Origin of the sequence: Woeseia oceani, from assembly GCF_001677435.1 — a bacterium.
GTDB classification, from domain to species: domain Bacteria; phylum Pseudomonadota; class Gammaproteobacteria; order Steroidobacterales; family Woeseiaceae; genus Woeseia; species Woeseia oceani.
This window is the reverse complement of record NZ_CP016268.1, coordinates 2,237,593-2,258,136: the sequence shown is the minus strand read 5'-3', so window position 1 is coordinate 2,258,136 and position 20,544 is coordinate 2,237,593. Positions and strand designations below refer to the sequence as shown.

The 20,544-nt window shown below is 56.3% G+C and carries 19 protein-coding genes and 2 tRNA genes; all 21 read left to right on the top strand.

Annotation, left to right across the window (positions count from 1 at the left end):
- Positions 1 to 14: 14 nt before the first annotated feature.
- The 21 genes from tpiA (at position 15) to rimP (ending at position 20,525) form a co-directional block, all read left to right on the top strand.
- A complete protein-coding gene (tpiA, locus tag BA177_RS10140) occupies positions 15 to 776 on the top strand; it encodes a triose-phosphate isomerase (RefSeq protein WP_068615926.1) in 762 nt (253 codons plus the stop codon).
- A gap of 7 nt (positions 777 to 783) precedes the next feature.
- Positions 784 to 1,188 (top strand): preprotein translocase subunit SecG, encoded by a 405-nt coding sequence (secG, locus tag BA177_RS10135; protein WP_197492977.1) that lies wholly within the window; start codon positions 784 to 786, stop codon positions 1,186 to 1,188.
- 25 nt (positions 1,189 to 1,213) lie between these two features.
- Positions 1,214 to 1,298: transfer RNA gene (locus BA177_RS10130), tRNA-Leu, on the top strand.
- A 406-nt stretch (positions 1,299 to 1,704) separates the two neighbouring features.
- On the top strand, positions 1,705 to 2,061 hold the full coding sequence (ndhC, locus tag BA177_RS10125) for an NADH-quinone oxidoreductase subunit A (RefSeq protein WP_068615924.1): 357 nt from the start codon (positions 1,705 to 1,707) through the stop codon (positions 2,059 to 2,061).
- The gene (locus BA177_RS10120; RefSeq protein WP_068615922.1) at positions 2,052 to 2,579 is read left to right on the top strand and encodes a NuoB/complex I 20 kDa subunit family protein; all 528 of its coding nucleotides are present in this window, start codon (positions 2,052 to 2,054) and stop codon (positions 2,577 to 2,579) included. The genes ndhC and BA177_RS10120 overlap by 10 nt, the downstream gene beginning before the upstream one ends.
- Before the next feature lie 12 nt (positions 2,580 to 2,591).
- Positions 2,592 to 3,290, top strand: coding sequence for an NADH-quinone oxidoreductase subunit C (locus BA177_RS10115; RefSeq protein ID WP_068615920.1), 699 nt, complete (start codon positions 2,592 to 2,594; stop codon positions 3,288 to 3,290).
- Positions 3,283 to 4,536 (top strand): NADH-quinone oxidoreductase subunit D, encoded by a 1,254-nt coding sequence (locus tag BA177_RS10110; protein ID WP_068615918.1) that lies wholly within the window; start codon positions 3,283 to 3,285, stop codon positions 4,534 to 4,536. Before BA177_RS10115 ends, BA177_RS10110 begins: the two co-directional genes overlap by 8 nt.
- Positions 4,533 to 5,024, top strand: coding sequence for an NADH-quinone oxidoreductase subunit NuoE (gene nuoE, locus BA177_RS10105; RefSeq protein WP_068615916.1), 492 nt, complete (start codon positions 4,533 to 4,535; stop codon positions 5,022 to 5,024). Before BA177_RS10110 ends, nuoE begins: the two co-directional genes overlap by 4 nt.
- On the top strand, positions 5,024 to 6,328 hold the full coding sequence (nuoF, locus tag BA177_RS10100) for an NADH-quinone oxidoreductase subunit NuoF (protein WP_068615914.1): 1,305 nt from the start codon (positions 5,024 to 5,026) through the stop codon (positions 6,326 to 6,328). The genes nuoE and nuoF overlap by 1 nt, the downstream gene beginning before the upstream one ends.
- Positions 6,325 to 8,493: an NADH-quinone oxidoreductase subunit NuoG gene (gene nuoG, locus BA177_RS10095; RefSeq protein WP_068615912.1), complete on the top strand. Its 2,169-nt coding sequence runs from the start codon at positions 6,325 to 6,327 to the stop codon at positions 8,491 to 8,493. Before nuoF ends, nuoG begins: the two co-directional genes overlap by 4 nt.
- Positions 8,490 to 9,572, top strand: a complete 1,083-nt coding sequence (gene nuoH / locus BA177_RS10090) for an NADH-quinone oxidoreductase subunit NuoH (RefSeq protein WP_330385127.1) — start codon at positions 8,490 to 8,492, stop codon at positions 9,570 to 9,572. Before nuoG ends, nuoH begins: the two co-directional genes overlap by 4 nt.
- A gap of 4 nt (positions 9,573 to 9,576) precedes the next feature.
- On the top strand, positions 9,577 to 10,065 hold the full coding sequence (nuoI, locus tag BA177_RS10085; RefSeq protein ID WP_068615910.1) for an NADH-quinone oxidoreductase subunit NuoI: 489 nt from the start codon (positions 9,577 to 9,579) through the stop codon (positions 10,063 to 10,065).
- A gap of 14 nt (positions 10,066 to 10,079) precedes the next feature.
- Positions 10,080 to 10,682 (top strand): NADH-quinone oxidoreductase subunit J, encoded by a 603-nt coding sequence (locus BA177_RS10080; protein WP_068615909.1) that lies wholly within the window; start codon positions 10,080 to 10,082, stop codon positions 10,680 to 10,682.
- Positions 10,679 to 10,984 (top strand): NADH-quinone oxidoreductase subunit NuoK, encoded by a 306-nt coding sequence (gene nuoK / locus BA177_RS10075; protein ID WP_068615906.1) that lies wholly within the window; start codon positions 10,679 to 10,681, stop codon positions 10,982 to 10,984. The genes BA177_RS10080 and nuoK overlap by 4 nt, the downstream gene beginning before the upstream one ends.
- A gap of 6 nt (positions 10,985 to 10,990) precedes the next feature.
- Complete coding sequence (nuoL, locus tag BA177_RS10070) at positions 10,991 to 12,958, top strand: NADH-quinone oxidoreductase subunit L (protein WP_068615904.1); 1,968 nt, start codon at positions 10,991 to 10,993, stop codon at positions 12,956 to 12,958.
- 62 nt (positions 12,959 to 13,020) lie between these two features.
- The gene (locus BA177_RS10065; protein WP_068615902.1) at positions 13,021 to 14,550 is read left to right on the top strand and encodes an NADH-quinone oxidoreductase subunit M; all 1,530 of its coding nucleotides are present in this window, start codon (positions 13,021 to 13,023) and stop codon (positions 14,548 to 14,550) included.
- Between the two features lie 12 nt (positions 14,551 to 14,562).
- A complete protein-coding gene (gene nuoN, locus BA177_RS10060) occupies positions 14,563 to 15,996 on the top strand; it encodes an NADH-quinone oxidoreductase subunit NuoN (protein WP_068615900.1) in 1,434 nt (477 codons plus the stop codon).
- Between the two features lie 73 nt (positions 15,997 to 16,069).
- Positions 16,070 to 16,146: transfer RNA gene (locus BA177_RS10055), tRNA-Met, on the top strand.
- A 794-nt stretch (positions 16,147 to 16,940) separates the two neighbouring features.
- Positions 16,941 to 18,209, top strand: coding sequence for a DUF2254 domain-containing protein (locus BA177_RS10050; RefSeq protein ID WP_068615898.1), 1,269 nt, complete (start codon positions 16,941 to 16,943; stop codon positions 18,207 to 18,209).
- Between the two features lie 111 nt (positions 18,210 to 18,320).
- The gene (locus BA177_RS10045; protein WP_068615896.1) at positions 18,321 to 19,673 is read left to right on the top strand and encodes an APC family permease; all 1,353 of its coding nucleotides are present in this window, start codon (positions 18,321 to 18,323) and stop codon (positions 19,671 to 19,673) included.
- Between the two features lie 402 nt (positions 19,674 to 20,075).
- A complete protein-coding gene (gene rimP, locus BA177_RS10035; RefSeq protein WP_068615893.1) occupies positions 20,076 to 20,525 on the top strand; it encodes a ribosome maturation factor RimP in 450 nt (149 codons plus the stop codon).
- Positions 20,526 to 20,544 lie beyond the last annotated feature (19 nt).

The window sequence follows — 20,544 nt, the reverse complement described above, 5'->3', positions numbered from 1 at the left end:
ATGCGGGGACAGTGATGCGCAACTTTCTGGTAGCGGGAAACTGGAAAATGAACGGCAGCCGAGCTGCCAACGCGGAGCTGTTGGGTGCGATTCGCGCCGGTGTCGAAGTTGGCTCCAGCGCAAAAATGCTGGTTTGTCCGCCGTTTCCGTATCTCACTGAGACGGTGGCGGCGCTGACAGGCAGCGGGATTGCTGTCGGTGGCCAGAATGTGTCGGAGCACGAGTCCGGCGCGTTTACGGGAGAAGTCTCGGCGGCCATGCTGCAGGACGTAGGTTGCAGCCACGTGATTGTCGGCCATTCAGAGCGGCGGGCATTGCTGGGCGAGACCAGCGAAACCGTGGCAGCCAAGTACGTTGCTGCGATATCGCAGGGACTGACGCCCGTTTTGTGCGTTGGCGAAACCTTGCAGGATCGCGAGGCAGGCCGCACTAACGCGGTGATTGACGCGCAGTTGAATGCGGTACTGGAGTTGGCCGGCGTATCAACGTTTGCCGGAGCTGTGGTGGCCTACGAGCCTGTTTGGGCGATAGGCACAGGTGAAACGGCAAGCCCGCAGCAGGCGCAGGAAGTGCACGCGCACATCCGGGGCCTTATTGCGGCGCAGGATGCGGGCGTGGCAGAACGTCTGCAAATCTTGTACGGCGGCAGTGTCAAAGGTGACAATGCGGCCGGCCTGTTCGCTATGCCGGACATAGACGGCGGCTTGATCGGCGGTGCATCGCTGAAGCCGGCGGATTTTTTGGCGATTGCTGAAGCAGCAAGCGCCTGTAATTGAGGTAACAATGACTACATTGCAAACAGCCGTCCTGATCGGTCATACGCTGATCGCGATACTCATCATCGTGCTGGTATTGATTCAGCGCGGCAAAGGCGCCGATGCAGGTGCTGCATTTGGCGGCGGCGCATCCGGCACGGTATTCGGAGCGCGCGGTTCCTCCAGCTTCTTCTCAAGAATGACGGCGGTACTGGCAACGGCATTTTTTGCCACCAGCCTTACGCTGGCTTATATGAGCAGCCAGCGGGCCGAGGCGCCGACCAGCCTTATCGAATCAGCGCCGATAGTCGACGAGGCAGCGGCACCTGGGGCCGATGAAGTGCCGGAGCTGCCGACACTGGATCCGGCCGATGAAGCGGCCGAGGACATGCCGTCGCTGGAGAGCAGTGACGACGCAGTCGATCCAGAGTAGCGGGTCAGGCACACTAACGAAACTAGCCGACGTGGTGGAATTGGTAGACACGCTGTCTTGAGGGGGCAGTAGCGAGAGCTGTGCCGGTTCGAGTCCGGCCGTCGGCACCAATTGAAAAAAAGGGCGATTTGCACCAGCAGATCGCTCTTTTTTTTGCCCGCCGCCAGTGCGCGTAAGACGCTTTTTGGAGAGCGGTGGTCAGCGATAACCATGGCAGTCACGGTTGAGTTGCCCGTCAGTAAAGTCGCAGGTCGTTACCAAGCGCGGTTCAATTGTGGCTTTCGTGCGCGAATGCAGTCGCCGCGTGCGCTGAGCTGGACGTGCACTGCTTGCGGGATTGTTAAATTTGCCGGGGCGATTCTGGTTTATTTCGGGCTATTAGTGTTTCTGAATCGAAAAGTAAGGAAAAAGTGTTAGCCGTACCGGGGTTAGGGGTATTAACAGCCTCCGACAGGCTGATACAATACCGCGGCTTAATTACCTGGGAACGGAGCAGCCATCAGGCTGCCGAGAACAATGCTTGAAAATTACCTGCCTGTTTTGATTTTTCTCGGTGTTGCAACCGGCATTGGCGTGCTTTTGCTTGCCCTCGGCTTTCTGTTCGGCGGTGGCGAGAAAGACGCGGAAAAGCTGTCGGCCTACGAATGCGGCTTCGAACCGTTTGAGGATTCGCGAACCAAGTTCGATGTGCGCTATTACCTGGTTGCCATCCTTTTTATTATTTTCGATCTCGAGATTGCGTTCCTGTTTCCCTGGGCGGTTTCGCTGGATACGGTCGGTGGATTCGGCTTGATCGCGATGGGGATATTCCTGGCGATTCTCGTGGTTGGCTTCGCGTACGAATGGAAGAAAGGGGCGCTTGAATGGGATTGAGTACCGCAGTCAAGGAACCCGTTCCTGCCGCTGCTACTGGCGGTGCCGAGCAGAGCCTGCAGAAAAAGGGCTTTGTCGTTACCAGTGTAGACAACGTGGTCAATTGGGCGCGCACCGGCTCGTTGTGGCCGATGACCTTCGGACTCGCCTGTTGCGCTGTCGAGATGATGCACGCCGGCGCTGCGCGTTACGATCTCGACCGTTTCGGTATCATATTCCGCCCCAGCCCGCGGCAGTCCGATGTCATGATCGTCGCCGGAACACTGGTCAATAAGATGGCGCCGGCTTTGCGCAAAGTTTACGACCAGATGCCGGAACCGCGCTGGGTATTGTCCATGGGTTCCTGTGCCAATGGCGGCGGTTACTACCATTATTCTTACGCTGTAGTTCGCGGTTGTGATCGCGTTGTGCCCGTCGATGTGTACGTGCCGGGTTGTCCGCCGACAGCTGAGGCCCTGGTGTACGGCCTGATTCAGCTGCAGAAAAAAATTCGCCGTACCAATACGATTGCCCGGTAAGACATCAATACAATGAACGACAAATACGAGACGTTGGCGGCTCGGATCGATGCTCGTTTTACGAGCAACGTGGTTCGTGTGCCGTCCACCTGCAGGGAACTCACCTACGAAGTTGAGCGCAACGCGTTGCTTGAAGTTGCCGAGGCAATTCGTGATGAGTTCGGCTTTGAACAACTGATCGATGTGTGCGGTGTCGACTACCTGACCTACGGAACGGCCGAGTGGGTGACAGAGCAGGCTACCGATTCAGGGTTCAGCCGCGGGGTTATGCGCGAGCCCGTGATCCTCGACGAGTCGGATGTCTTCGAACCCCGGCGTTTCGCCGTCGTCTATCACTTGTTGTCGATCCAGAACAATGCGCGGCTGCGGCTGCGGGTGTTTACTGGCGAAAACAACCCGCCGGTCATCAAGTCGGTCGTTCATATCTGGAATTCTGCCAACTGGTTCGAGCGGGAAGCGTTCGATATGTACGGCATTCTCTTCGAGGGCCACCCTGATCTGCGTCGTGTCCTTACCGACTACGGGTTCATTGGTCATCCGTTCCGCAAAGATTTTCCGTTGTCAGGCAATGTCGAAGTGCACTACGACGCCGAAAAGGGCCGGGTAGCGTATCAGCCGGTCAGTATCGAACCACGAACTTTGGTGCCCAAAGTGATCCGCGACGACAACCGTTACAACCCCGATATCAAGGACGTCGCGACCGATGGCTGAGATCCAGAATTTCACAATGAACTTCGGCCCGCAGCATCCGGCTGCGCACGGCGTTTTGCGCCTTGTGCTCGAGATGGACGGCGAAGTAATTCAGAAGGCTGACCCGCACGTCGGGCTGTTGCATCGCGGTACGGAGAAACTGGCTGAGTCGAAGCCCTACAACCAGAGCATCGGTTATATGGATCGTCTCGACTACGTATCGATGATGTGCAACGAGCACGGTTATGTGCAGGCGATCGAAAAATTGCTGGGTATCCAGGCGCCGGTGCGTGCGCAGTATATCCGGGTCATGTTCGATGAGATTACCCGCATGCTGAACCACTTGATGTGGCTGGGTGCGCACGGACTGGATATCGGTGCAATGACCGTGTTCCTTTATTGTTTCCGTGAACGCGAAGACCTGATGGACTGTTACGAAGCCGTGTCCGGTACACGTATGCATGCGACTTATTACCGACCAGGCGGTGTCTACCGTGATTTGCCGGACAGCATGCCAAAGTATCAAGCGTCCAAATGGCGTAAACAGAAGGACGTCGATCAGCTCAATGCGGCCCGCGACGGTTCCTTGCTCGACTTTATTGAAGCATTCGTCGAGAAGTTTCCCGCTTGCGTCGATCAATACGAAACCTTGCTGACCGACAACCGCATCTGGAAGCAGCGCACGGTCAATATCGGCGTGGTGAGTCCGGAACGCGCCTTGCAGTTGGGGTTCACGGGCCCGATGCTGCGCGGCTCAGGTATCGAGTGGGATCTTCGCAAGAAGCAACCGTACGCGGTTTACGACAAGATGGACTTCGACATCCCGGTCGGCGTGAACGGCGATTGCTACGACCGCTATCTGGTCCGGGTTGAAGAGATGCGCCAGTCCAATCGCATCATCAAACAATGCGTCGACTGGCTGCGCAACAATCCCGGCCCCGTGATGGTCGACGACCACAAGGTCGTCGCGCCGAAGCGTGTGGAGATGAAGGATGACATGGAGTCATTGATTCATCACTTCAAGTTGTTTACCGAAGGGTATTGTGTCCCGGCCGGTGAGGCCTACGCCGCGGTTGAGGCGCCAAAAGGTGAGTTTGGCGTTTACATGATTTCTGACGGTGCCAACAAGCCGTACCGAGTGAAAGTCAGGGCACCAGGCTTTGCACACATCGCGGCCATGTCCGAGATGGTCGAGGGCCATATGTTGGCTGACGTGGTTGCTGTCATAGGCACCCAGGATATCGTTTTTGGTGAGATTGACCGATGAAGAATTCGGAAGTGCTGTCGGCGCAAGTGCGTGAAGAGATTGAACGCTGGAAAGCGCGCTTTCCAGAGGATCGCAAACGTTCAGCCGTTATTGGGGCCTTGCATGCTGCACAGCATGAAAATGAAGGCTTTTTGACGACGGAAATTATGGACGCCGTTGGCGACTACCTCGATTTGCCGCCCATCCAGGTTTACGAAGTCGCGTCTTTCTATTCCATGTTCCAGACCAAACCGGTCGGGCGCCACAACGTCGCTATCTGTACCAACGTCTCCTGCATGTTGCGAGGCGGTGAAGAGTTGGTCGCCCATGCCGAGAAAAAGCTGGGCATCAAACTCGGCGAGAGTACTGCCGATGGTCGTATATACCTGAAGCGTGAAGAAGAGTGTCTCGCGGCCTGCTGCGGCGCTCCCATGATGATGGTGGATCACAAATACCACGAAAACCTGACAGTAGAGAAGGTTGACGAAATTCTGGACGGGCTGGACTGATGGTGTACGAACAAAATCTGGTCTGCTTCAAAACCTTTGGCTCGGAACAGTCATGGTCGCTTGCTACATACGAGCAGCACGATGGCTACCAAACCTGGCGCAAGGTACTGGCGGGCGAACTGACGCCTGAGCAGATTATCGAGGAAGTCAAAGCGTCCGGTCTGCGCGGCCGCGGTGGTGCCGGGTTCCCTACCGGTCTCAAGTGGAGCTTCATGCCACGAACCGCACCGGTACAGAAATACCTGGTGTGCAATTCGGACGAAAGTGAGCCGGGTACCTGTCACGACCGGGAAGTGTTGCGCAAGAATCCGCATGCGTTGATTGAAGGCATGGCAATTGCCGCCTACGCGATGGGCGCGACGGTTGCCTACAACTACATTCGCGGCGAGTTCATCGACGAGCCGGTGCCGCGCTTCGAAGCGGCTCTTGAAGAAGCTTATGCGGCCGGATTGCTGGGCAAGAACATCCAGGGTTCGGGTATCGATTTCGACCTGTACACATTTGTTGGCGCTGGCGCCTATATCTGTGGTGAAGAAACGGCGCTGATCGAATCGCTCGAAGGCAAGCAGGGCAAGCCGCGGTTCAAACCGCCGTTCCCGGCAAACTTCGGTTTGTACGGCAAGCCGACGACCATCAACAACACCCAGAGCCTTGCCAGTGTGCCGACGATTATGCGCAAGGGCGCCGCCTGGTTTGCGGCACTCGGCCCGGAGAAGTCAGGCGGGACAGCGCAGTTTTCAGTGTCCGGTCACGTTGCGAAGCCCGGCAATCTTGAGCTGCCGATGGGTATTCCGTTCAAAGACCTGCTCGAACTTTGCGGTGGCGTGTGGCAAGGCCGCAAGTTGAAAGCGGTTATCCCGGGCGGTTCGTCCGTGCCGGTCTTGCCGGCCGATATCATTATGGATTGCACAATGGACTACACGTCATTGCAGCAGGCCGGTTCGTCGTTTGGCACCGGTGCTGTCATGGTGATGGACGATACAACCTGCATGGTGCGGGTGTTGCGCCGGATTTCGCGGTTCTACATGGCCGAGTCCTGTGGCCAATGTACGCCGTGCCGCGAAGGTACTGGCTGGCTGTACCGTATGTTGACGCGAATTCTGGAAGGCGAGGGCCGTGAAGAGGACCTCGATCGCCTGGTCGCGGTAGCGAACAAGATTGAAGGGCATACCATTTGCGCACTGGGCGATGCCGCGGCCTGGCCCGTGCAGAGTTTCCTGCGACATTTTTATCACGAGTTCGAGTACATGGTGAAGAATCGGGGCCGCAGTATTGTTGACGGCGGCGCAGAGGTTGCGGCATGAGTGACGATACCGTAACCATAGAGGTCGATGGCAAGCCTGTTGAGGCTCGTAAAGGCCAGATGCTGATCGAAGTGACGGACGCTGCCGGGCAGTACGTTCCGCGCTTTTGTTATCACGAAAAACTGAGCGTCGCAGCCAATTGCCGCATGTGCCTCGTCGAAGTCGAGAAGGCACCGAAACCACTGCCGGCGTGTGCAACACCGGTCGGTGATGGGATGAAGGTATTCACCCGTTCGCCGAAAGCCATTGCGGCACAAAAAGCCACGATGGAATTCCTGCTGATCAATCACCCACTGGATTGCCCGATTTGTGATCAGGGCGGCGAGTGTGAGTTGCAGGACCTGGCCGTGGGCTACGGTCGTGACGTGTCGCGATATAACGATGGCAAACGGGTAGTCAAAGACAAAGATATCGGTCCACTGGTGTCAACGGACATGACACGCTGCATTCATTGCACTCGCTGCGTGCGTTTCGGTCAGGAGATCGAGGGTTTGCAGGAACTCGGCACAATCGGTCGTGGCGAGAACATGCAGATCAGCATGTACATCGAAAAGGCGGTTGATCACGAGCTGTCTGCCAACATCATTGACTTGTGCCCGGTAGGCGCACTCAATAACAAACCTTATCGCTACAGCGCTCGTGCCTGGGAAATGGTGCAGCGGCCGGCCGTGTCGCCACACGATTGCGTCGGCTCAAACATGTATGCGCACGTTTTGCGTGGCACGGTTAAACGTGTCGTGCCGCGCGAGAACGAACAGATTAATGAAACCTGGATATCTGATCGCGATCGCTTCAGCTACCAGGGCATCTACAGTGACGAACGCCTGAGCCGACCGCTGATGAAGGTCAACGGGGAATGGCAAAGTGTTGACTGGCAAGCCGCACTGGAAAAACTGGCCAATGTACTGAAGGCTGCGGACGGCGACAAAGTCGGTGTTTTGTCGGCCCCGACAGCAACGCTGGAAGAAAGCCATCTGCTCGCGCGTATTGCCGCGAAGTTGGGTAGCAACAATATTGATCATCGTTTGCAGCAACGTGATTTCTCGGATCAGGATAACGACCCGCTGATGCCCGGACTGGGCTGCAGCATTGCTGAGCTGGAATCCCGGGATGCCGTTCTTGTGGTGGGTTCGAATCTGCGTCGGGAAGCGCCGATACTGGCCCACAGGGTACGCAAGGCGGCATTGGCCGGCGCGCAAGTGGCGTTTATCAACAACGGTCGCCATGAATACTTTTTCCCCATTGCGCAGTACCTGGAGTCACAGTCGCTGGTTGCAGAACTGGCAGGTGTCGCGGTTGCGCTGAGTACGGCGGGTTCTTTACCGGAACCGGTACGCGATCTTTGCAAAGGCGTGCAGGCGACCGCTGAACAGGAGCAGATCGCGAGTATGCTGCGCGATGCTAAAGCGGGGCATGTGCTGTTGGGCAATGTTGCCGGACATCATCCTGCATTCGCTGCATTGAGAGCATTGGCAGCTGCGATCGCATCGCTTGCCGAGGTTGGTTTCGGCCGACTAAGCGACGGGCCGAACTCCGCCGGCGCGTCTCTTGCCGGCGTGTTGCCGCATCGTAAACTGGGCGGCGAAGCGCGTGCCGCGGGTGGGCTGAATGTTGCTGACATGCTCGACGCGGATCTGGATGCATTGTTATTGCACGGTATTGAACCCGACAAGGACTTTGCCGACAGTGATTCACTGGCGAAGATCGCCGCACAAAATTTTGTCGCTGCACTGACCTGTTATGACACGCCAGCGCTGCGACAGTCAGCCGACCTGATGTTACCGATAGGCAGCTTCGCCGAATCGGCAGGTACGTTCGTCAATTGCGAAGGTCGCTGGCAGAGTTTCGCCGGCATGGCCAACCCCGTGGCCGAAGCCCGGCCGGCGTGGAAGGTGTTGCGGGTACTCGGCAATCTTCTGAACGTCGATGATTGCGATTACGAATCCAGTGAAGATGTCTTGAACGAGATACGCGGCGCAGTAGCCGAATCTCCGCCAGCACCGCAATACGAAGGTAGCCGTGTACTACCAGGCGTCAATGGCGCCGATAAAGCAGCTGCGGAACTCGATGTGCCGATGTACGCAACGGATAGTCTCGTCCGTCGCGCCACCGCGTTGCAGTTAACGGCAGAGGCGCGCCGCAACGGTGGAGGAAACGCAGCATGAGCGGTTTGATTCCTCAGTTTGTGGTTGATATCTGGGACAGTCTGCCACCGATGCTGCAGTACCTGACCATCACCACCAGCCAGATCCTGGCTGTTACGATCTGTGTCATTCTTACCGTTGCGTTTACTACCTATTTTGAACGCAAAGTCATCGGCTACATGCAGGGTCGCATCGGTCCTAATCGCGTCGGGCCTTACGGCCTGCTGCAACCGTTCGCTGATGTCATCAAATTGCTCATCAAGGAAGTGGTCATTCCGACCCGTTCGAATCGCTTCCTGTTCGTGATTGCACCGCTGTTGTCGATCATTCCGGCGCTGGCAACCTGGGCAGTTGTGCCGCTGAATGACTCGTTCGTGATTGCCGATATCAACGCAGGGCTCCTGTACGTGTTGGCACTGACCTCTATCGGTGTGTATGGCGTGATACTGGCTGGTTGGGCGACTAACTCCAAGTACGCTTTTCTCGGTGCAATGCGCTCAGCGGCGCAGATTGTCGCGTACGAAATAGCCATGGGCTTTGCCCTGGTCGGCGTGCTGATGGCGGCCGGCAGTTTGAATCTGGGCGACATCGTCCGGGCTCAATCAGGTGGTTTCAGCCAATGGTTCCTGTTGCCGTTGTTGCCCTTGTTTCTGGTCTACTTCATTTCGGGCGTAGCAGAGACCAACCGCGCGCCGTTCGACGTGGCCGAAGGTGAATCGGAAATCGTGGCCGGCTTTCACGTGGAGTACTCGGGCGTGGCTTTCGCCGTGTTCTTCCTCGCTGAGTACGCCAACATGGTGCTGATATCAGCACTTACGGCGATCTTTTTCCTCGGCGGCTGGGCGTCGCCGTTCGAAGGCTGGACATTCCTTGGGGAAGACAGCCTGTTGCGAGCGGGCAGCTTCTTCTGGTTGGCGGCCAAGATCGCCTTCTTCATTTTCGTCTTCTTTTGGTTCCGCGCAACGTTTCCGCGTTATCGCTACGACCAAATCATGCGCCTGGGGTGGAAGGTATTCATTCCGGTGACAATTCTCTGGATCGCGGTTGAAGGCTTCATGTCCTGGATGCACTGGGGTCCATGGGCAAGGTTGGCAGGTTAATTTGATGGACAGGTTTGTAAGCTACTTCAAAACGTTTTCGCTGTGGGAGCTATGGCAGGGCCTCAGCGTAACCTTCCGCAATTTCTTCCGTAAGCCGGTAACGGTCTACTATCCGGAAGAAAAGACGCCGCAATCGTCACGCTTCCGTGGCCTGCACGCGCTGCGACGTTATCCGAACGGTGAGGAACGGTGTATCGCCTGCAAACTGTGTGAAGCTGTTTGCCCGGCGCTGGCGATCACTATCGATTCCACCGTTGGTGAAGACGGAACCCGCCGTACCGCGCGTTACGACATCGATTTGTTCAAGTGCATTTACTGTGGATTTTGCGAAGAAGCGTGCCCAGTCGATGCAATTGTTGAAACCAGGCTGCACGAATATCACATGGAAACGCCCGGTGAAAATATCATGACCAAAGACAAGTTATTGGCGGTTGGTGACAAGTACGAAGCCATGATCTCGGCTGACAAAGCCGCCGATGCCAAGTATCGCTAAGGGGCAATAAGAACGTGTTTCACGCAATCCTCTTTTACTCCTTTGCCGCGGTCTTGATCGGCGCTGCATTGGGTGTGATTTTTTCCAGGAACCCGGTACACGCAGTGATGTTCCTCGTGCTGGCATTCTTTCAGAGTTCGGTACTCTGGTTGTTGGCGGAAGCGGAATTCCTGGCGATCGTATTGATCCTGGTCTACGTCGGCGCGGTCATGGTGCTGTTCCTGTTCGTCGTGATGATGCTGGACATCAACGTCGAAGAAGCCCGCGACGGGTTCACCCGTTATCGCTGGTTTGGCCTCGGTATCGCGATGCTGATGATTATCGAGCTGATGCAGCTGATCTGGTTGCGTGGCAGTGACGTGATGAGCGGTACAGGCTTCGCAGCGACTCCGGAAGGCTACAGCAATACCAAGGCGCTGGGTGCTGTGCTCTATACCGAACACGTGTACGCATTCGAACTTGCTGCTGTGATTCTGCTTTTGGCAATTATCGCTGCGATCACGCTTACGATGCGCAAACGACCGGGCCTCAAGATGCAGAACATCTCCAGGCAGGTTGCGGTGAAATCCAAAGACCGGGTACGAGTTGTAAAAATGGATTCGGAGAAGTCGCAATGATTGGTTTGCAGCACTACCTGACCATGTCGGCGATACTGTTTGCGCTTAGCGTCGCCGGAATATTTATCAATCGACGCAATCTGATTCTCTTGCTGATGTGCATTGAACTCATGCTGCTGTCAGTTAACTTTAACTTCGTCGCGTTCAGTCGATATCTGGGCGACGAAACCGGGCAGGTGTTCGTGTTCTTCATTCTTACTGTGGCTGCAGCTGAAGCCGCAATTGGTCTCGCCATTCTTGTGGTGCTGTTCCGTAATCGACGCTCCATCAATGTCCAGGAGCTGGACACCATGAAAGGCTGACGGGCAATGCACAGTATTCATCTGACAATAGTTCTGGCCCCGTTGTTTGCGGCCATTATCGCTGGCTTGTTCGGCCACAAGGTCGGCAGAGCGGGTGCTCATTGGGTCACGATACTCGGCGTCGGCCTGTCCTGTGTTTTATCCCTCCTGGTTCTGAAACACCTATATTGGGATGGCGGTCAGGCTGACAATTACAGCCTCTATACCTGGGCGGTAACCGACGGTCTGCGCATGGAAGTTGGCTTCCTCGTTGATCGCCTGACAGCATTGATGATGGTTGTCGTGACCTTTGTATCGTTAATGGTGCATATCTACACCATCGGCTATATGCATGACGACCCTGGCTACCAGCGCTTTTTTAGCTACATCTCGCTGTTTACGTTTGCGATGTTGATGCTGGTCATGTCCAACAACTTCCTGCAACTGTTCTTTGGTTGGGAAGCGGTGGGCCTCGTGTCGTACTTGCTGATTGGCTTCTGGTACAAGCGTGAGACCGCCATATTCGCTAACCTGAAGGCGTTCCTGGTGAACCGAGTGGGTGACTTCGGTTTCATCCTGGGTATTGCCGGTGTGGTGATGTTCACCAACTCGCTGGATTACGCAACGGTCTTTGCTCAGGCCGACAACATTGCGGCACAACAGGTAGAAGTGTTCGGTGGCAGTCCATGGAATGCAATGACCTTGATTTGCATTCTGTTGTTCATCGGCGCGATGGGTAAGTCTGCGCAAGCGCCGCTGCATGTCTGGCTACCGGATTCAATGGAAGGCCCGACACCTATCTCCGCACTGATCCATGCGGCAACCATGGTGACCGCAGGTATTTTCATGGTGGCGAGGATGTCACCGCTGTTCGAGTTGTCGGAAACCGCATTGGCGGTGGTGCTGGTCATCGGCTCATTTACGGCTTTCTTCATGGGCCTGCTGGGTATCGTGCAGAACGACATCAAACGGGTCGTCGCGTACTCGACCTTGTCGCAACTGGGGTACATGACAGTGGCCTTGGGTGTTTCGGCCTACGGCGCTGCGATATTCCACCTGATGACACACGCGTTCTTCAAGGCTTTGTTGTTCCTGGGCGCCGGCTCGGTGATTATTGCAATGCATCACGAGCAGGACATTCGCAAGATGGGTGGCCTGAAGAAATACATGCCGATCACTTACTGGACCGCATTGATCGGTTCCCTGGCTTTGATCGGTTTTCCCGGCAGTGCGGGCTTTTTCTCAAAAGACGCATTGATCGAGGCGGTGAAGGATTCCCACTGGCACGGCCAGGGCGCAATTTACTGGATTGCCTACCTGAGCGTATTGCTGGGGGTGTTCGTAACCGCGTTGTATTCCTTCCGCATGTTTTTCATGGTCTTCCACGGCAAAGAACGCATGGATGCAAAGACCAAATCGCATCTGCATGAAACGCCGGCAGTGGTTACCGTGCCATTAATTCTGCTGGCCATACCATCAGCAGTAATTGGCTGGTTTGCCATTGAGCCGGTGCTTTTTGGCGGCTTCTTCGGCGATGCCATTGTTGTCGGCTCAGCCCACGATGTTCTGGCCCATCTGGGGGAAAGCTTCCACGGCAGCTGGGCGTTCATTCTGCATGCCATGCAAGGGCCGGCGGTTTACCTGGCTGCGGCCGGGGTTGGCACTGCCTGGTTCCTGTGGCTCAAGCGGCCCGACATTCCTGCGGCGCTGAAAGAACGCTTTTCCGGTTTGTACAACCTGCTGGACCGCAAATACTACTTTGACGAATTGTGGATCAAGGGTTTTGCGGGCGGCGGACGTGCACTGGGCGCATTCCTGTCTGCCAAGGGCGATGCCCTGGTCATTGACGGACTGTTGGTCAATGGCACTGCCAATAGCGTGCGGCGCCTGTCAGGCGTCCTGCGGCATTTGCAGACCGGTTATCTCTACCATTACGCGTTTGCCATGATCATTGCGTTGACGATGTTCCTGGGTTGGCTGTTATGGCTGCAGTAAGCGACGTGATTGAACAAGAACAAGACCCGCGACAGCGGCTCCGCGAACAACGAGTCTGACGCATGGATTTATCGCACAACATTCTGAGCATACTTATCTGGTTGCCAATTCTCGGCGGAATCGCCGTATTGGCGGCCGGCGATGATGGTGATGCCGACAGCGCCCGTGCTGGCGGCATGCGCATGCTGTCTCTGGGAGTGTCAGTTCTGACGTTCTTGTTGAGTTTGTTCTTGTACAAGAGCTTCGACAACGGCACCGCCGCAATGCAGTTCGTCGAACGCGTACCCTGGATCGCAGCATTCAATGTCGAGTACTACCTCGGTGTTGACGGCATTTCGGCACCGCTGATTTTGCTGACTACGTTCATTACGCCACTGGTCATCATAGCCGGCTGGAACAACATCAAGCAGCGCCCGGCGCAATACTTTGCGGCGTTCCTGATTCTTGAAGGCTTGATGATTGCTGTGTTCTGCGCACTTGATGCCGTGTTGTTCTATGTAATGTGGGAAGCCATGTTGGTGCCGATGTTCCTCATTATCGGTGTCTGGGGTGGCGAGCGACGCGTGTACGCGACGATGAAGTTCTTCCTGTACACATTCCTTGGATCGGTATTGATGCTGGTTGCCTTCATCTATTTGTACGGCAAGACCGGCGACTTCAATTTCTTCTCATTCATGGAAGTGCCGTTGTCCATGACCGAGCAGAAGCTGATTTTCATCGCGTTCCTGTTGGCCTTTGCCGTTAAGGTGCCAATGTGGCCCGTGCATACGTGGTTGCCGGATGCGCACGTTGAAGCGCCGACAGGCGGCTCGGTCATTCTTGCCGCAATCATGTTGAAAATGGGCGGCTACGGTTTTGTTCGCTTGTCGTTGCCAATGCTTCCCGACGGCAGTCAGTACTTTGCGGGTCTGATGATCGCGCTGTCGCTGATAGCGGTGGTTTACATCGGCATGGTTGCGCTGATGCAAAAGGACATGAAGAAGCTCATCGCTTATTCGTCGATCGCGCACATGGGCTTTGTCACACTGGGCTTTTTCCTGATGTGGGGAATCGGCGAGGGCAATGGCGCCGGGCTCGGCATCACTGGCGGCATGGTCCAGATGGTGTCGCACGGGCTTATATCGGGTGCCATGTTCCTTTGTGTTGGCGTTCTCTATGACCGCGTCCACAGTAGACAAATTGCGGACTACGGCGGTGTGGCCAATACAATGCCAATATTTGCCGCGTTTTTTGTTTTGTTCGCCATGGCGAATGCGGGCTTGCCAGGTACCTCCGGCTTTGTCGGCGAGTTCATGGTAATTATCGCCAGCTTCAAGGCCAGTTTCTGGTATGCCTTCTTCGCTGCGATGACTCTGATTCTTGGCGCTGCCTACACCTTGTGGATGATCAAGCGGGTCGTCTACGGGGAAGTTGCGAACAAGCAAGTAGCGGAGCTTACGGATCTGAATCAGCGCGAGTTCGTTGTCCTCGGCATCCTCGCGGTTATGGTTTTGCTCGTTGGTCTTTGGCCAGCTCCTTTGGTTGACATGATGACAGTGACTGTCGATCAACTCATTCAGCACATCAGCCAGTCCAAACTGGCAGCTTTGTAAGGTTCAAGACGAATGCGAGTTACTGATTTCATGCCTGCGGCACCGGAGATGGTCCTCCTCGGATTGATCTGTGCTGTATTGCTGATCGATCTGATGGTGCGTGATGAGAATCGCGTCGTAACTTTCTGGCTCAGTATTGCAGCGCTTGTGGTGACGGCGCTCACGTTGCTTGCAACGGCGCCTGAGGGACGGCTCATTACCTTCGACGGTAGTTATGTCAGCGATGGCCTGTCGCAGTTGCTGAAGCTGATGTCGGTCGGTGTAGTGGCTGTAGGCTTCCTCTATTCACGTGACTATCTCAAACAGAATGACTTGCTGCGTGGCGAGTTCTTCTTGCTCGGCTTGTTCGGTTTGCTTGGCATCATGGTGATGATTTCGGCCAACAGTCTGCTCACCATGTACCTGGGGCTGGAAACGTTGTCGTTGTCGCTGTACGCGCTGGTGGCGTTCGAACGCAATTCCGCGACAGCGGCAGAATCGGCAATGAAGTATTTCGTACTCGGTGCGATTGCGTCTGGCGCATTGCTGTACGGCATTTCCTGGGTCTACGGTATTACCGGCAGTATCCAGTTCGACGAGATTGCTGCCGTTCTGCAAGCACGTCCTGAACTTAATGACGTGCCTTTGTGGTTTGGGCTTGCGTTCTTGATTGTGGGTATTGCTTTCAAATTCGGCGCAGTTCCGTTCCACATGTGGTTGCCGGACGTTTATCAAGGGGCCCGTTCACCGGTGACGCTGTACATTGCGTCCGCACCGAAGCTGGCAGCTCTTGCACTGACTTTGAGAATTCTGGTCGACGGACTCGGCGATATCCACGCGGTATGGCAGGGCATGTTAATGGTCACCGGTGTGTTGTCACTGGTTATCGGCAACGTCGTGGCTATCGCCCAGACCAACATCAAACGTATGCTGGGTTACTCGGCCATCGCGCACGTCGGTTTTATTCTGTTGGCGATATTCACCGGCTCAGCAGAAGGCTATGGAGCTGCTGTTTTCTATACAGTGACTTACGTAATTATGGCGGCAGGCACTTTCGGCATGGTGATTTTGCTCAGCCGGCAAGGTTTTGAGGCAGATTCCATCAGCGATTTCAAAGGCCTGAATGCCCGCAGCCCGTGGTTTGCCCTGATGATGCTGTTCTTCATGTTTGGTCTGGCAGGAGTACCGCCGTGGGTCGGTTTCTTCGCCAAGGTGAACGTGATCAGTGCCGTGGTCAATGCAGGTTTCGCAGGCTACGCGGTATTGATGGTCTTGGCCTCGGTCGTCGGCGCTTTCTACTACCTGCGCGTGATCTGGTACATGTACTTCGACAAGCCCGCGGATCGTTCAGTGTTTCAGGCGGGCAGGGACACACGATTCATGCTCAGCCTGAACGGCGTGGCTGTTCTGGTATTGGGAATTGTGCCGGGTTGGCTATTGAAATTGTGCCTGGACGTAATGGGGTGACACTTCGTCGGCTATTATTGCAATAACGGGTTGTAATCATCAGACGACGTTTGTATGATCCCGTCCCTACTGATGCGGGGTGGAGCAGTCTGGCAGCTCGTCGGGCTCATAACCCGAAGGTCGCAGGTTCAAATCCTGCCCCCGCTACCAAAAACGAAGAAAGCCGGTCCCTGTGGGTCCGGCTTTTTTGTGTTCTTGCGGACAGGATTTGTCTGCGAAGGGTTCTGAGCGAATTTGGGTTGAGTCACTGAAGATCAATCCGCGCCGGGCGGGAAGGGACGTTGTCAGCTTGGGCGGGCGGATTGGGTTCAAATCCTGCCCCCGCTACCAAAACGAAGAAAGCCGGTCCCTGTAGGTCCGGCTTTTTTTTGCTCTTGCGGACAGGATCTGTCTGCGAAGGGTTCAGAGCGATTTTGGGTTGAGTCACTGAAGATCAATCCGCGCCGGGCCGGAAGGGACGTTGTCAGCATGGGCGGGCGGATTGGGTTCAAATCCTGCCCCCGCTACCAAAAACGAAGAAAGCCGGTCCCTGTGGGTCCGGCTTTTTTTTGCTCTTGCGGACAGGATTTGTCTGCGAAGGGTTCTGAGCGATTTTGGGTTGAGTCACTGAAGATCAATCCGCGCCGGGCGGGAGGGGACGTTTTCAGTTTGGGCGGGCGGATTGGGTTCAAATCCTGCCCCCGCTACCAAAAACGAAGAAAGCCGGTCCCTGTGGGTCCGGCTTTTTTTTTGCTCTTGCGGACAGGATTTGTCTGCGAAGGGTTCTGAGCGAATTTGGGTTGAGTCACTGAAGATCAACCCGCTGACGGCGACCATTACTCGGTTCATTTTTCACCTGGGACAGAGCTGGAGCCAGTTAGGTCTCATGCTATGGTTCGTGGGGGTTGCCAAGGGCCGGTTGTCGCGTCGGCAATGTACTCTGGGACTGGCCCGCGGGAGAGTGTATGAGTAACCGACTGAGCTTCTGGCTGAACCGCTTGGGCGAACGCTTGTGGGTGCGACCACTGGTGTTTTGTATCTTGTCCGTTGGCGGCGCTTTTCTGGCGAAAATTGCCGATCGCCTGGTAATCGGCGATGTCGTGCCCGATATTTCGCCGGATTCGATCGAAACGTTGTTATCGATCGTCGCGTCCAGCATGTTGGTCATCGCAACTTTCGCCGTCGCATCAATGGTTTCGGCCTATGCCTCGGCCGGCAGTGTCGGAACTCCGCGGTCATTTCCTTTGATTGTGTCCGACGACGTCTCGAAGAATGCGCTCTCGGTGTTTATCGGAGCGTTCATATTCAGCATTGTTGCGCTGGTGGCTTTGAAAAACAGCTACTACCAAAACGCCGGTCATTTCGCCTTGTTTGTGTTGACCCTCGGCGTATTCGCCTGGGTTGTGCTCACGTTCGTTCGCTGGGTAGACAGAATTGCCCGGCTGGGGCGACTCGGAACCACGGTCGACAAAGTTGAAAGCGCAGCATCCGGAGCACTGCAGGCGCGGCGCCGTAGTCCGAGTATGGGGGCGGTTGCTCTGACGAACTCAACACCTGCAGGCAGGCCGGTTTTCGCCAGCAAAATTGGCTACGTACAACACATCGACGTTGGCGCATTGCAGCGTTGTGCGGAGAAATGGAGCCTGCAAGTTGCGGTTGCGACATTGCCCGGCACCTTGATAACACCCGACAAACCGATTGTGTATGTATTCGATGAGGAGTCCGACGCCGATGAGTTCGACGAATCGGTATTGGTGGCACCGTTTCAGATTGGCGACGACCGGGTTTACGAGGGCGACCCGAGGTTCGGACTGATCGCGCTTTCGGAGATAGCCAGTCGGGCGCTGTCGCCTGCGGTCAACGACCCTGGAACCGCGATTGATGTCATCGGCACCCTGATCAGGCTGTTCGCAGCGTGGAGTGCGCCTCTGGATGACGACGAGTCAAGCAAGGAGATTCGTTTCGACCGGGTACATGTGCCGTTGTTATCAGTGCGCGATTTGTTTGACGATACGTTCGCATCGATCGCCCGTGATGGGGCCGGCTTGGTCGAAGTGCAAATCCGGTTGCAGAAAGCTCTGCGTGCACTTGCCGCCATGGGCGACGATGAAATGGCATTGGCGGCGACCGAAATCTCGCGGTTGGCTTTGGAACGGGCGAAAACCACTCTCACCCTGCAGCACGATATCGATCTGGTTACGGCGCAGGCAGAGTGGTCCGCAGAGCAGTGCTGAAGTTATGATGCTGCGCGCGGGGCGACTACCACTTCATTCATACTGCGTTGTTGACTATCGTTGTCCGTTGGAGCGTCACTTGCGCCAGAGCCCACTTCGTCAAGGACAGGCATGAACAGCGGATTCGTCAGAGTTATCAACAGACGCGAAGTGCTGTCATTGGCCTTCGGTGCCATGGTTGGCTGGTCCTGGGTGGCGTTGAGCGGCGTCTGGGTCAACAACGCGGGTCCTGCCGGTGCCGTGACTGCGTTTTTGCTCGGCGGTACCGCGGTGATCCTGGTTGGCCTGACATACGCAGAGCTCGCGTCGGCGATGCCGCTGGTTGGTGGGGAGCACGCGTATTCGAAACGGGCGCTGGGCAAGACCGCATCGTTCGTGTGCACATGGGCCATCTTGCTCGGCTACGTGTCAGTAGTCGCATTCGAAGCTGTTGCTCTACCCACCGTACTCGAATACCTCATTCCCGGATTCAGCCAGGGTTATCTGTGGACTGTGGCGGAGTGGGAGGTAAACGCCAGCTGGGTTGCGACCGGGTCATTGCCGGCGATCTCAATGGTAGTACTCAATTGCATTGGAATTCGCACGGCGGCCAAACTGCAGGTTCTGGTGGTCGTAATCATTCTGCTGATTGGTGTGGCGCTGTTCTGCGGCGCCGCGGTGTACGGAGACGTCGGCAACGTTGCGCCGGGCTTCGTCGGCGGTATGGCTGGCATGGCTTCTGTCCTGGTGATGGTGCCATTCATGTTCGTGGGTTTCGACGTCATTCCGCAGTCCGCGGAGGAGGTCAATGTGCCGTTCGCGGATATAGGTCGTCTGCTGGTGGTATCCATCGTTATGGCGGTCCTCTGGTACGCCGCAGTGATCGGGGCGGTGGCGCTGGGCTTGCCCGCGGCACGCCGTTCCGAAGCAACATTGCCAACCGCGGAGGCAGCGACCGCATTGTTTGGCGGTGAATGGGCGGGGCAGTTACTTGTGATCGGCGGTATCGCCGGGATCATCACCAGCTGGAACGCGTTCCTGATTGGTGGCAGTCGCGCGCTGTATGCCCTGGCAGCCGCCGGGCAGGCGCCTGCGGTATTCGGGGTTTTGCACCCAAAATACCGGACACCGCACCGCGCGATCATGCTGGTCGGCGGTTTTGCGATCATAGCGCCCCTGTTTGGCCGCCCGGCCATGGTCTGGCTGGTTGATGCCGGCGGGCTGGGGATCGTTACCGCTTATGCCATGGTTGCTTTGTCATTTCTGGTTTTGCGCAAGCGAGAGCCGGATATGCAACGACCGTACCGCGTGGGCTGCGGCAGGCTGGTCGGCTCGGCAGCTCTGTTGCTGTCAGTCGGGCTGGCGTCGTTGTATCTGCCGTGGAGCCCGGCCGCGCTGATCTGGCCCCAGGAGTGGGCCATCGTCATTTTCTGGTGCTTGCTGGGAGCGCTCTTTTTCTGGGTAACACGCAGGGCCGGCAGCTGATACGGCGCTATGCCGGTGTGTGCGGGCGGCGCGCACGGCGGGTCGCCGTGTCCGGTGCGGACATAGCCTATGTGGGATCACTGCCGTGCCCGTACAGCGATTGCCTGTGATTGTCGCCAGCGTGGTCGCACGCGAACCTGCGGCCGTGATTGCGCGGCGCGCCCGAATTGCCTATAATCGCGCGCCTGCGGGTGGTCGGCTTTGCACTACGGACGATTGTCTTGGAATGCGAACTTGCCTCCGCTACCAGCTACTTGGTAGACGAAGAAACCCCGCTATGGGGTTTTTTGTTGCCCGGTGACAGTGGCTCGGGCTCGGACCGAGGGTATGACGAATGGGCCGAAGGCCCATTTTTTGTTTAGGAAATATGTTTAAAAAACAGGCGTTTATGAGGCTTTCAAGATGACCAGTGAGGAGCTCGCCCGGTTGCTGGAGCCTGCTATTGAAGGTCTGGGTTATGAATTGTGCGATCTGGAGGCCAAACTCGGCGGCCGTGACGGCGTGCTGCGGATTTTCATCGACAAGCCAGACGGCATCGTGCTGGAGGATTGCGAGAAAGTCAGCCGGCAGATCAGCGCTATTCTCGACGTAGAAGACCCGCTGCCCGGGCAGTACGCTCTGGAAGTGTCTTCGCCGGGCCTGGATCGGCGGTTGTCGAAACCCGCACATTTTGAACGCTTTTTGGGTGAAGTTGTAAAGATCAAACTGCGTATGCCGCTGGATGGGCGACGCAATTATCGCGGCACACTGGTGGCCGCGAACGAAGAGAACATAGAGGTTGAGGTCGACGGACAAGCTCATAGCTTGCCGATCAAGACCATTGAGTTGGCCCGACTGGTGCCATCGCTTTGATAGCGATGATTGCCGCATG